This is a genomic window from Candidatus Neomarinimicrobiota bacterium, from assembly GCA_034716895.1.
GTDB lineage: Bacteria > Fidelibacterota > UBA8477 > UBA8477 > JABMPR01 > JABMPR01.
In genome coordinates, this window is the sequence record JAYEKW010000122.1 from 1 (window position 1) to 12,305 (window position 12,305).

Consider the following 12,305-nt stretch of genomic DNA (forward strand, 5'->3'; position numbering starts at 1 on the left):
AATTCAAGCACCATGACCCGAATATATTGTGCTCTTTCGGGCACTTCACGTCCTTCGATCTCTTCTACGGCCCGAGCAAGATTCTCTTCATTGGGATCGGGTTCAGGTACACAGATACGGCAAACGATAGGGAAGGATTGCATCCAGGTTCTGGTTTCCATAAGTTTCTCAAAAGCCCGGTGGAGATATCCAACGTGGGTTTCAGCTTTAACAATAGTGTCACCGGCAACCTTGAGTTTTACCATCATATTGCCAGTAATTCCGGGATGCTGTGGTCCCAGATATAGTGTAGTTTCTTTTTCTCGAGTCATAGTCTAATCCAATTATCGTAGAGAATAAGGTTTGGCGAAATCAGGCATTTCTTCACCACTACGTTTGGTAATGGTCTCACGGACATTCTGAGCATCCTGACGGGCATCCATCCGATCCTTGAATTTTTCTTCAGAATATTTCACCGTATCAAAATCCCGACGCATGGGCGGTGGTCCATCCCAATCCTCAAGCAGAAAGTCACCCCGACGGTTATTTCCCGCAAATGTAACACCATACATCTCATGGATCTCACGCTCATAAGTTTCAGCGTGATCCCAGATATTTCGTAAACTTACAAACTCCGGTTCATGGCGGGGAATCCGGCATTTTACGATCAATTGGATATTCATTGAATAGGACCAGAGGATATACACCAACTCAAAGTGTCCATCTTCCAGCCAATCGACACAAGAGATATGGGTCAAATGCTGGAAATCATGTTGATTTTTGGCATGAGCCAGATAAGGCGGGACCAGATCGGCACTTAGAATGACTTCCACTCGTTTGTCCCGGACAACGCGTACACGAGCAGATTTGAAAGTGTTCTGGATTTTTTTGGCGAAAGCCTGTTCAAGGGATAATTTATTTTGAGGATCATTCATCGTTATCACCAATTGTAATCTGGCATTTGCCAGTTTTTAATGACCTCTTTTTGCTGTGAGCGGTAAAGGTCCAGATTGTCACGGTATTTTTCCCAGCCATTGGCTGACCCATCGCTGATCATCTCCTGAAGTTTAACAAAGCCTGAGATAACAGCTTCAGGGCGGGGCATACAACCATTGATATAGACATCCACTGGTAAGTAATGATCCAGAGATTTAATGGTATTGTAAGAATCCCAATACATGCCCCCATTAATGGTGCATGAGCCAAACCCGATCACATATTTAGGTGATTGCATCTGCTCGTAGGAACGGATTACCCGTTTCAGCGTTTTGGTTGCTAAATATCCCGTGATCAACAGAACATCAGCCATCCGCGGGGTGGGTCGACCGGTAATGCCAAATCGTTCAGCATCATAGCGTGAGGTCATGGTCGGTGGGATTTCAATAGCTCCGCAACCAGTACCGTAAGCTAATACCCAGAGAGAGTGCTTTTGGGCATAGCGCTGAATGATATCAACTATCTTGCGCCCGTCTTTATCGTTAATATTCATGTTCATAATTAGTTAACCTTTCCAGGCTACAAGCAGGACTGCCAGAATGCCTATGGCTGCAGGCCATTTCCACCAGAATTGTATGGATTGTTCGGTTCTGAATCGGGGATTTACCAACCCGACGAATAAAGCAAATAAGTACAATACAAAAGTTTTGATCAACAGCTCGATAAAACTGGAGGCACCTCCAAAGAAAAGATCTACAAATAATACTAATTTAACGAAAGTGAAAATGGAGCGACTGGTCATCATCAGGGCGAGGTATTTGCCACCAAATTCTGAAGGGGGTCCCGACGCTATTTCAGAAGGAGCAAAGGGTACGTCAAAGGGGGCATACATCATAAAACCAAGGAAGGCCAACATACCGGCTAAGGAAGCCACCGGCATTTGAAAGATCATCCAGTTCCGAAACCCATCCTGAACAGCAATCAATTCCTGCAGATTGGTTGTTTCGAAATTCACCATAATGGCGATCAGTGCCAGCACATAAGGAACCTTGTAGCCAACCATTTGACTTAAACCACGGGAAACACCAATGGCTGAATTGGGATTACCGGTTTGACCAGCCCCCAGAGCCATGCCCAATTGTCCAAAAACCATGATATACATGAGGAAGATCAGATCTCCCCGAAAAGAGAAGTTGGCAAAAAAGATGGAGTCCTTGAGAATGGGAATGAAGAACAGGGTGGTGACTGAAGCGGTAATGGCAAATACAGGTCCCATATGTTGCATTACACCGTGGTGGATCGCGGTTTTCTTGCTATACAGTTTAACCACATCAATAAAACTCTGTGAGACACCGGGTCCGATCCGGTTCTGAACTCGGGCAGTAACCTTACGGCTCAAACCCATATAGGTGAAGCCCACAGCACTGGCAATCAGCGGTGTGACAATAAATCCCAGTAATTTTATCCAATCAAAACTCATAGTGATCGATCCTTAATAAAATGTAAATCCCTTTGCCACAGAGAGTCAAAGACACAAAAAAGGCTTTCTCCTAATTCTTTGTGCCTTGGTGTCTTGGTGGCCAGAAAACAAAAGTTGTCCATTGCTAAGATCACTAAATTTGACGAAACCGCTAGAAGTATCTGAGAATTCATAAAATGTGCCCTAAAACCATTAAATACAACCACATATAGTGAATAAGCCTAAAACCATATATAACAACACTTTGCGTCATTTCGATGAACTCAATACAACGCTCTGCGCGCTGCGAGGGGTCGTTTTTGCGAGACCGTCAAATTTGAATCCCGAAGATCCAGCCGGAGAATACAATAAGCACGACCAGGAAGATGACCACGTAGAGTGCATAGGTTTGAGCATTTCCAGTATAGACGTGACGCAGGAGATCGAAAATGAGTTCAGCATTCTTAGCAAAAGACTCGTATATCCGGGTCACCTTATATTTGAAGACCGGTGCTGCTGCCCTTTCAAAGGGACGATAGAAATCGACAGCATAGGTCAGATTCTCATTTTCTGTAGGAATTTCACCTGAGGTATGGATATCCCGGGTCGTGACATAACGGGTGGTCTTATAATTTTTCCAGGTAATGAAGGCCAGTCCCAATAAGAATACAGAGAAAATGGAAGTGATCACTGCCAGCATGTCAACCTGATTACCCCAGGAATTAAACAAGACAGACATTTGCCAATCAACTTGCTGGAATCCCAGATATTTCATCGCTTCAGCAATTGGCTCAAAGAAGAGACCAGGCATAGCTCCGGCCAGCATGGTCAATCCGGCCAGGATCAGCATGGGCACCCACATGACCCAGGAGACTTCCCTGACATGCTCGTATTCTTTTTCTTCCTGTCCCAGGAAAATGGAGAAGATCAAGCGGTACAGATAGAGGAAGGCGGCAGTGCTGGATATAAATGTTACAGCGACTAAAAAATAATGTCCAGAGGTTAGCAATGATTCGTAAAGCATCCATTTTCCTACGAATCCACCCAGAGGCGGGACACCAGATACCGTAATAATGCCCATAAGAACAGTTACAAAGCTCAGAGGCATCTTTCGGATCAAGCCGGTCAGTTCATTCAGATCCAGGCTGCCAGTTTGATGAAAAACGGATCCAACTCCCATAAACAGCATGCTTTTAAAGATACCATGGAGCAGGGCAAGAAAGATGGCAGCCATGACACTCAGGGGAGTGCCAACGGCCAAGCCGATAATAATATATCCCAACTGGGCGATGGAACTGTAGGCCAGGAGTTTTTTGGCATCAGTCTGGAAGACAGCGTAAAAGGTCGCCAGCAGGGCAGTGAGACCACCCATCCAGGCCAGCACTTCGCGAATGATATGTCCCTGTTCCAGACCACCCATGAACTTGAAGAGCACCAGACCCATTCCAAAGATTCCCATTTTTGAAAGAACACCGGAGAATAAAGCGGTGAAAGGTGATGGAGCACTGCGATAGGCATCAGGAGCCCAGACATGAACTGGCATCAGAGCGCTTTTTACACCGAATCCCAATAGAAAGAGGATGGTGATCAAACTTATTTGGCTTGTGCTTAATTGAGGGATGATGCGAAAGGTTGCTGTCAGGGAAAGATCACCGGTAAAGGAATAGAGGTAAACAATGGCTGTCAATAGTGCATAAGCACCCACTGCACTGAAAACGAAGTAGCGGATACCTGCCGCTTGATTCTCAAAACGATAATAGATTACCATTAGAAAACTGGACCAGGTCATGATCTCCCAAAAGAAAAACAGCGAAAGCAGATCCTGGCTGAAGACAATACCGTACATGGAGGCTATAGTGGCCAGAAAGGCCAGGTAGAAAAAGCCCAGTCGTGCTTTGTTCTTCATAAATGCCAGTGAATAAATCGTGCTTAATACACCAATACCGGCGATCAGTAAACTGAAGAGGCGTGAATAGGGATTGGTGCCCCAACTTAGATCGAAACCGCCCAGAGAAAAATAGATCATGGAGCTATCAGCCGGTAGTTGCCAGACCAGATAAGCCGGGATCAGCGTCAGTAGCAACACGACAGCAGTTCGGAATTTGGGTAGTGCATGGTGAGTGATAAATGCCAGAATACTTCCGGCGAAGGCGATCGCTAAAATGGCAGGAATGTTGAGTAACGGTTCCATCTTACTGTCCCATCATGGCATATTGAAGATATGCAGCTTTATCCAACAGCTCATTGGCTGCCGGGAGTACCAACTCATGAATAAAATCTGGATATATACCGATGGTCAGCGTTACAAACGCCAATATTCCCATGGCTAACAAACCAGTGAATGGTGTCTTCCGAACTTCGATGTCATGTAGTTTCTTGAAATATAAACGACCCACTACCCGCAGATAGTAAACGGCTTCGATCACTGCTGAAAAAAGGATCAGAACAATCAGGAGCATGTGATCAGAATTGGCGGCTGAGATCAACAGGTAGAATTTCCCCCAAAATCCTGAGAATGGTGGCAGACCGATGATTGCCAGGGCGCCCAATGAAAAGAAAAATCCGGTCCAGGGCTTTTCCCGACCCATACCTTCCAGGTCAACTATGTTTTTATGTCCTGAGAAGAAGACCAGATAACCCGCGCTGAAAAAGAGCATGGATTTGATCACTGCATGACTGAACATCAGGAACAGGGCCGCTGCAATGCCTTCCTTGGTGCCCAATCCAAAAGCGACCAGTACCAGACCCATCTGACCGATACTGGAGAAGGCCAACATGCGTTTGATCTGTTGCTGTCGCATGGCTGACATCTCAGCGATGAGCAAAGTAATGGTACCCATGACGATCAAGAAATTTGAGGATATTGATAGATCGAATAACGTGAACAGAACTCTCATCAGAGCATAGACAGCTGCTTTGACCACTATTCCGGCAAAGAGAGCGCCAATGGGAGATGGAGCCTGCGAATAGGCATCTGGAGCCCAACCATTCAAGGGGAATAATTCAGCCTCAATGCCCAGCCCCACAATAAACAATATCATAATGGTCAGTTTGATCTTAACCGGGACATCGCTCATCCTCATCGCAATATCTGCCATGTTGAGTGTTCCCACATTGGCGTAGAGAATGATGATGGCCAGTAGCACAAAAGCAGAGGTAAAGGAGCCGATCAGCAAATACTTGAAAGCCGCTTCTGCTCCGTTATGATCTCTGAGAAAGGCAGTCAGCGCATAGGCTGCAATGGCGGTGATCTCCAGAAAAACAAATAGATTAAAGATATCTCCTGTGAGGATGATCCCGGTGGAACCGGCAATGAGCAACATGAAAAGCATGTAGTATTTTTCAAGTGGTTGCCGGATGATAAATCGATAACTGTAAATCCACACAACAAAGCCGATCAAGGTGATCATGGTAACCAGGAAAGCAGCCAACGGTCCAAAGATCAGGGTGATCCCAAAGGGTGGACGCCAGCCGGCGATGATCTCTACAATAGGCGCTTCATAAGCGTGGGGAAAGAGGGTCAGGGCTACTACTGAAAGATAGAGCAACACAATCCCTGGTACGATGGGCACCAGTTTTTGTGAAATACGTCCCAATAGAGGCAGTAGGAAAGCCGCGAATAGTGGTACTGCTATAAAATGAACAGGTGAGAAATACAATTCCATATCATTACCACTTCAGCTCTCTGATCTTATTGACATTTAAAGTTTTATGATGGTCATAGAGTCGAATAATGATGGCAAGAGCCACAGCTGTCACTGCCAATCCAATAACAATGGCAGTCAAGACCAATGCCTGAGGGATGGGATCCACCATCTCAGCAGCACTGAGACCCTCTTTTGAAAAGATCGGCGCTGTTGCATTATCAACGTAACCAATGGCGATGAAGAGCAGGTGTAAGCCTCCATCCACCAGGGATAATCCGATGATCATCTTGACCAGGTTCTTCTTGACCAGGACTGCATACATTCCGATCAGAATGAGAGCGATGGAGGTTAGGTAATAGATCATATCACTTTCTTTCTATCGAATGGTTTTTAGCAGGGTATCTAAAACACCGGTGAGTTCAGCCCCGACCTTAAAGCCAATGGCACTGTATACGATGGGGATGATTCCGGCACTGAATAATGTGTTTGGTGTCCCCAGGGGGAGAAAGTTCTCCAGAAAACTCTGACCGATGATCAAACCGGCCATCCCGATGGTGACAAAGATCAAGCCTGCCATGGATTCGATGATGGTCAGAGCTTTATGGTTGGTCTCAAAGCGACGGTATGACATGTACATCATCAGAACACCTGTGGCAATGATAGCCCCTCCCTGAAAACCACCACCTGGGGTCAGGTGGCCATGAACAAAGACATAAGCCCCCAACAGGACAATGAGGGGGTAGAATAATTTTGAAGTGGTTCGAACCAGAGAACTGGCATTTTGTCTCCGGCGCTTTTTTCCGCGCTTATCAAAAAGGATGGCTCCCAAACCTGTGGCAGCCAGAAATAGAACGGTAACTTCTCCCAGAGTATCAAAACCACGGTAGCTTACCACGATCGAAGTCACTGTATTGACCGAACCAGTTTCCTCAATTGTATTTTCCAGATAGTGACGTCCTACGTTCATTCTGTTGTCACCAAAGGGGATCTGTTGAAAAAGAATGATCATGTAATATCCCAGAATGGCCAGAAAAGTGATGGTGATTATTTTTCTCATTCTTCATACCGTGTGGTTTTTTTAATGGTGATGATAAAGATGATGGTTGTGAGCGCCACACCGATAGCTGCCTCAGTCAAGGCCACATCCGGTGCCTGGAGAATAAAGAACATGACCGACAGGATCAGACTCACGATAGAAGTACCAATAACAGCCAGGAGCAGGTCTTTTTGACTAACAGCAAAGATGGCTGCTCCGACCAAAATTAGTGCCAGTAAGGGAATCACAATAACGAATGCATCACTCATAAATCTTTCTCCATTTTCTCTTTCATAGTGTCATAGGCATCAAAACCAGACTTGCTGAAGGGCTTGATGCCGGCTCTATGAGATCCACGAGCCAGGGCGTGTGAACTGATTGGGTTTGAAATGGCTATAAAGAGGGCAATGATCACGGTTTTAGTGAAAAATTCAGGTTGAATGAGTCCCACACCAATGATCATACTCAAAGCACCCAGGGTGGTTGCTTTGGTGCCAGCCTGCATCCGTGAATAGATATCAGGTAAACGATAGATTCCCAAGGCACCCAGGAATAAGAACACGCTTCCCACGGCAACCATTATATGTCCAATGATAGAAAGGGTTATCATAAGCCACCCTCCAAATATCGGGCAATGGTCAGGACCCCGACAAAGCCCAGAACACCATAGATCAGCGAAACATCCAGGTAGATGGCGCGGTCAAAAAAGAGGCTTAGGAATACAAGTCCGGCAGTGCTAATGATGGTGAGCACATCTAATGCGACCACGCGATCTGATGGGGTGGGTCCTTTAACAAAGCGGATACTTACCAGCAGGATCCCTAGAGCTAAAAACACCAAGACAATATATATCATTCAAAAATCTCCTGCAGAACGGGTTCGAATTTTCCAGCAATTGCTTGACGGGCTTCTTCCGGGTCTGTTGATTCTGAGTTCAGCCAGTGGATATAGAAGGTGTTATCGATCACATCGACGGTCAAGGTTCCAGGTGTCAGGGTTATGGTATTGGCGAGGATCAATCGGCCCATTTCAGATTTCAGTTTGGTTTTAAATTCAACTATCTCAGGATTGATCGGCATCTTGGGATTGATGACCCGCAGGGCAACATCAATATTGGATTTGATCAATTCAACCAAAAATACCAACAGATATTTAACAATATATGCTAATTTTCTTGGAGTGAACAGATTTAGACCTTCATGGGTGAAGGTTCGAAAGGCATAGATGGCGATGATCAGACTGATCCCAGCCCCGGTCACCAGTTCCATACTATCCAGCGTACCTGTAAACCCTATCCAGAGTAGCATTAACATTCCCCAGGTAAAAATAAAACGACTCATGATATCCTCATCGCCTTCAAGATTAATAACGCTAGCTGCGTCAGGAGCTGTGCGCGTGCACATTTTATGCCACCTAGCAAACATTGCTTAGAAATAATTGATGTGGGTGCAGTAATTATGAAAATCAACTACTGATTTGTGCAAGAACCTGAGTGAACAGAATAAACCTTAATAAATGCCTCGATTTTTTGCATTGCATTCATTTGCAGTTCGCTTATGATAGCAGGAATTATGAAATGAGGTGGAAGAGGGGATGCAGGATCAATTACGCAGGACAGTAGAAGCATTGGCAGCACCGGGAACTCGCCAGGTGGGTAGCCATGGTCATGAATTAGCAAAAAACTATCTGATAGAACGCCTGAACTCTGCAGATTTACAACCGTATGCAGGTGATAATTACACCTTGCCTTATCGGGTTGAAACTACAGGATACACAAACCTGGCTGGCGTTTTACCTGGAAGGGATCGGCAATCAGCACCAATTTTACTGATGGCTCACTACGATACGTGTGGTGATCAACCTGGAGCTGATGACAATGCCGCCGCTATTGCCACCTGGTTGTCCGTTCTGCAGATCTTGAAGCAGAAGCGGTTACAGAGAGATGTGATCCTGCTTTTTCCGGATGCTGAGGAACCGCCCCGTTTCCTGACAGAACATATGGGTTCTGTCAATTTCTATGAGAAGCAACTTCAACAGAGCATTCATGCTGGACTGGTTTTGGATCTGGTGGGACACGATGTTCCCTTGGAAGGTATGGAAGACTTGGTCTTTGTTTTTGGAGCTGAAAGCCACAAGAGTATGGCTGATCTCCTGCTTGATGTAAAACTTCCAGTTGGCCTGAGAAACATTGCCACTCTGAATCGCTATGTGGGTGACCTCAGTGATCACCATGTTTTACGGGAAAACAAACAACCCTATCTGTTTTTCACCTGTGGCCGCTGGGAACATTACCATCAGGAATCGGATAAGCCGGAACATTTAAATTATGCCAAGATGGAGCGAATAGTTCAATACCTGACAAATCTGATCGAGCAATTGGATGGCCGTGAATTTGGATCGGCTGGTTTCAATCATGATCCCATAGAAATGGAATTGCAGCTGTTGAACCGGGCGATCGGTCCCTATCTGGAGCAGGCAGGAATTCCCATGAATAACAGGGGAGATGTCCAGCGTTTTGTGCTGGGCTGGGCGAAGCAGCATCAACTCTAAACTCAAGTTGACTTAACACTAGAGTTAATCTGCCAGATATTGCTCAAAGCCGGAGGTCATATACTCTTTGAAGGAACCATCTTTTTCTCTGGTGATCAGTAAACCTTCAGCATCGGGGAAATCCTCGAGCCAGCTTAGACCTGCTTCAGAGCCCATGACCATCACCGAAGTAGAGAGTCCGTCAGCGACCAGGCAACTCTGATGAATTACTGTCACGGCTGCCAGATTGTGATTAATGGGAGAACCTGAACGAGGATCAATAGCGTGGGTTATGCGTTTTCCTTCAACTTCCCGGTAATTGCGGTAATCACCACTGGAAGCAACTGCCATATCAGTCAGGGTAATGATATGCTGTAGATCGGCACCAGGAGCTCCACCAAATGTGGGTCGATCGATCCCAATTTTCCAGGACTCACCAAATTTATTAATACCAGAAGTCATGATCTCACCCCCGATCTCAGAAAAAATATTCTCAAATCCCATCTCTGAAAGGAAGTGGACAACATGATCTGCAGCATCTCCCTTGGCGATAGCACTCAGGTCAATACTGATCCTGGGATCAGCTTTTGTGATGGTAGAATCACCAAGTTCCAACTTATCGCAACCAGTCAACAGCAGCCAGGCATCGATCTCAGCCACTGTCGGGAAGCGGTCTTCACCCGGCTCGAAACCAAACCCAAAAAAATTAACAATGGGCATAACGGTTATATCGAAGGCTCCGTCTGATAATGCACAAAAATTAAGTCCAGTGGTGACCACCTGGAGGAGTTCTGCTGAAACAGGGACTGGTTCATTGGTCTGATTCTGGTTGAACAGGGAGATCTCACTTTGAGGTTCATAGGTAGATAACGTATGATTAAAATCTATTAGGAAACTATCAATTTTACTGGATATCAAACTACGTTGTTTCACGTCGATAGGGTCACCTACTATGACAATGTGATAGGTGGTTCCCATGGTAGCCCCGTTAAAGGTATATTCTGAAAAAATTGGATCATCATTACCACAGCCGGTTATGATCAAAAGTAAAACGTTCAGCAGAAGGATTGTGATGATGTTCTTTGATTGTCTAGACTGCAGTTTCATAGGGTTACCCTCCAGATTGCTTTGAACTTAATAAAAAAAGGTTCGGATTGCCCGAACCTTTTTTATTAAAACGATTCTCAGAGGAATTAGAATTTATCGTAATCGATCATCTCCGGTTCTACTCCAAGATTATAAAGCATATTATCAACCGCATCGATCATCATCGGCGGTCCACACATATAGTATTCTATATCTTCAGGAGCCTCATGGTCAGCCAGATAAGTATCCTGTACTACTTGATGAATGAAGCCGACCGGACCATCCCAGTTATCTTCCTCCATGGGATCAGAAAGGGCTACGTTATAGCTGAAATTCGGAAATTCATCTGCTAAAGCTTTAAACTCATCATCGTAGAACATCTCTCGTTTGGAGCGTGCTCCATACCAGAAAGATATTTTGCGCGAACTATGTTGGGTTTTGAGCAGATCAAAGATATGACTCCGCATGGGTGCCATACCGGCCCCTCCTCCAACATAAAGCATTTCTCGTTCTGTCTCTTTGGCAAAGAATTCACCATAAGGACCACTGACCATAACCTTCTCACCCGGCTTCAGATTGAAAAGAAAGGATGATGCCAGACCGGGAGGAACATCCAGACCGGGAGGGGGACTGGCGATACGTATATTGAGCATTACGATATTGCCTTCAGCCGGATGGTTAGCCATAGAGTAAGCGCGGAAAATGGTTTCATCCAGTTCTGAATGATAACGCCACATGTTGAACTTATCCCAATCACCCCGATACTCGTCTTCGATATCGAATTCTGAATAATCCAGTTTATAGGGCGGAATGTCGATCTGAATGTATCCACCAGCCCGGAAGTCCAGAGTCTCACCTTCAGGAAGTCTAACAATGAACTCCTTGATAAAGGTTGCGACGTTATGGTTGGAAACCACTTCACATTCCCATTTCTGAATATTGAAGATCTCATCCGGGATGGTGATCTCCATATCATTTTTTACCTTAACCTGGCAGGCGAGTCGGACATTGTCCTTTATCTCAGTCCGGGTCAAGTGTGGCTTCTCTGTAGGCAGAATTTCACCACCGCCAGCTTCGATCTTGCAGGTACACATGCCGCAGGTACCGCCACCACCACAGGCTGAGGGCAGGAATATCTTTTCAGCCGCCAGGGTCTGAAGCAGGGTGGACCCAGCTGGAGTGCTGAGAGATTTTTCATCGTCACCATTGATCAGGATCTTTACATCGCCGGTGCTCACTAATTTGGAGGTGGCATAGTTCAGGATCACAACTAAAACCAGGATCATCCCTGTAAAGACCAGGGTACTAAGAATAATCAAACCAAGCATACTCATAACGCCCTCCTTACAGACTGATTCCGGAAAAACTCATAAAGGCCATAGCCATGAGTCCCGTGATTAACATGGTGATTCCTAAACCGCGCAGACCTTCAGGGATATGCGAATAGCGCAGTTTTTCGCGGATGGCCGCCATGGCAGCGATGGCCAGTGCAAAGCCTACACCAGAACCCAAACCAAATACAGCTGATTCAGCAAAAGTGTACTCCCGCTCCACCATAAAGAGTGAAGCACCCAGGATGGCACAATTCACAGCAATAAGCGGCAAAAAGATACCCAGGGCACTGTACAAAGCA

At 45.7% G+C, this 12,305-nt stretch carries 16 protein-coding genes; 1 reads left to right on the top strand and 15 read right to left on the bottom strand.

The window, feature by feature from the left end; all coding sequences use genetic code 11:
* The 12 genes from U9Q77_07805 to U9Q77_07860 all read right to left on the bottom strand — a co-directional run.
* A partial coding sequence (locus U9Q77_07805; protein MEA3287264.1) for an NADH-quinone oxidoreductase subunit D occupies positions 1-311 on the bottom strand: 311 nt, incomplete at its 3' end.
* A 12-nt stretch (positions 312-323) separates the two neighbouring features.
* The gene (locus U9Q77_07810; GenBank protein ID MEA3287265.1) at positions 324-914 is read right to left on the bottom strand and encodes an NADH-quinone oxidoreductase subunit C; all 591 of its coding nucleotides are present in this window, start codon (positions 912-914) and stop codon (positions 324-326) included.
* Positions 915-919: 5 nt separating this feature from the next.
* Complete coding sequence (nuoB, locus tag U9Q77_07815; protein MEA3287266.1) at positions 920-1,468, bottom strand: NADH-quinone oxidoreductase subunit NuoB; 549 nt, start codon at positions 1,466-1,468, stop codon at positions 920-922.
* A gap of 12 nt (positions 1,469-1,480) precedes the next feature.
* On the bottom strand, positions 1,481-2,395 hold the full coding sequence (locus U9Q77_07820) for a complex I subunit 1 family protein (GenBank protein MEA3287267.1): 915 nt from the start codon (positions 2,393-2,395) through the stop codon (positions 1,481-1,483).
* Positions 2,396-2,705: 310 nt separating this feature from the next.
* Positions 2,706-4,565, bottom strand: coding sequence for a proton-conducting transporter membrane subunit (locus tag U9Q77_07825; protein ID MEA3287268.1), 1,860 nt, complete (start codon positions 4,563-4,565; stop codon positions 2,706-2,708).
* 1 nt (position 4,566) lies between these two features.
* Positions 4,567-6,039 carry a proton-conducting transporter membrane subunit gene (locus tag U9Q77_07830; protein ID MEA3287269.1) on the bottom strand — a complete coding sequence of 491 codons (1,473 nt, stop codon included), beginning with the start codon at positions 6,037-6,039 and terminating at the stop codon, positions 4,567-4,569.
* A gap of 4 nt (positions 6,040-6,043) precedes the next feature.
* On the bottom strand, positions 6,044-6,385 hold the full coding sequence (locus U9Q77_07835) for an NADH-quinone oxidoreductase subunit K (protein MEA3287270.1): 342 nt from the start codon (positions 6,383-6,385) through the stop codon (positions 6,044-6,046).
* Positions 6,386-6,397: 12 nt separating this feature from the next.
* Positions 6,398-7,078, bottom strand: coding sequence for a Na(+)/H(+) antiporter subunit B (locus U9Q77_07840; GenBank protein MEA3287271.1), 681 nt, complete (start codon positions 7,076-7,078; stop codon positions 6,398-6,400).
* Positions 7,075-7,326, bottom strand: a complete 252-nt coding sequence (locus U9Q77_07845; protein MEA3287272.1) for a hydrogenase subunit MbhD domain-containing protein — start codon at positions 7,324-7,326, stop codon at positions 7,075-7,077. The genes U9Q77_07840 and U9Q77_07845 overlap by 4 nt, the downstream gene beginning before the upstream one ends.
* On the bottom strand, positions 7,323-7,667 hold the full coding sequence (gene mnhG, locus U9Q77_07850) for a monovalent cation/H(+) antiporter subunit G (protein ID MEA3287273.1): 345 nt from the start codon (positions 7,665-7,667) through the stop codon (positions 7,323-7,325). Before mnhG ends, U9Q77_07845 begins: the two co-directional genes overlap by 4 nt.
* Positions 7,664-7,912 (bottom strand): monovalent cation/H+ antiporter complex subunit F, encoded by a 249-nt coding sequence (locus tag U9Q77_07855; protein MEA3287274.1) that lies wholly within the window; start codon positions 7,910-7,912, stop codon positions 7,664-7,666. The genes mnhG and U9Q77_07855 overlap by 4 nt, the downstream gene beginning before the upstream one ends.
* Positions 7,909-8,460 carry a Na+/H+ antiporter subunit E gene (locus U9Q77_07860; GenBank protein ID MEA3287275.1) on the bottom strand — a complete coding sequence of 184 codons (552 nt, stop codon included), beginning with the start codon at positions 8,458-8,460 and terminating at the stop codon, positions 7,909-7,911. The genes U9Q77_07855 and U9Q77_07860 overlap by 4 nt, the downstream gene beginning before the upstream one ends.
* Positions 8,461-8,650: 190 nt before the next feature.
* On the opposite strand from U9Q77_07860, the gene U9Q77_07865 reads away from it, so the two are divergent.
* Positions 8,651-9,607 (top strand): M28 family peptidase, encoded by a 957-nt coding sequence (locus U9Q77_07865; GenBank protein ID MEA3287276.1) that lies wholly within the window; start codon positions 8,651-8,653, stop codon positions 9,605-9,607.
* A 24-nt stretch (positions 9,608-9,631) separates the two neighbouring features.
* Here U9Q77_07865 and U9Q77_07870 read toward each other — a convergent pair whose 3' ends face one another.
* The 3 genes from U9Q77_07870 to U9Q77_07880 form a co-directional block, all read right to left on the bottom strand.
* Positions 9,632-10,693: an FAD:protein FMN transferase gene (locus U9Q77_07870; GenBank protein ID MEA3287277.1), complete on the bottom strand. Its 1,062-nt coding sequence runs from the start codon at positions 10,691-10,693 to the stop codon at positions 9,632-9,634.
* A gap of 86 nt (positions 10,694-10,779) precedes the next feature.
* Positions 10,780-12,000: an NADH:ubiquinone reductase (Na(+)-transporting) subunit F gene (gene nqrF / locus U9Q77_07875; protein ID MEA3287278.1), complete on the bottom strand. Its 1,221-nt coding sequence runs from the start codon at positions 11,998-12,000 to the stop codon at positions 10,780-10,782.
* 16 nt (positions 12,001-12,016) lie between these two features.
* On the bottom strand, positions 12,017-12,305 hold a 289-nt coding region (locus tag U9Q77_07880), incomplete at its 5' end, for an Rnf-Nqr domain containing protein (protein MEA3287279.1).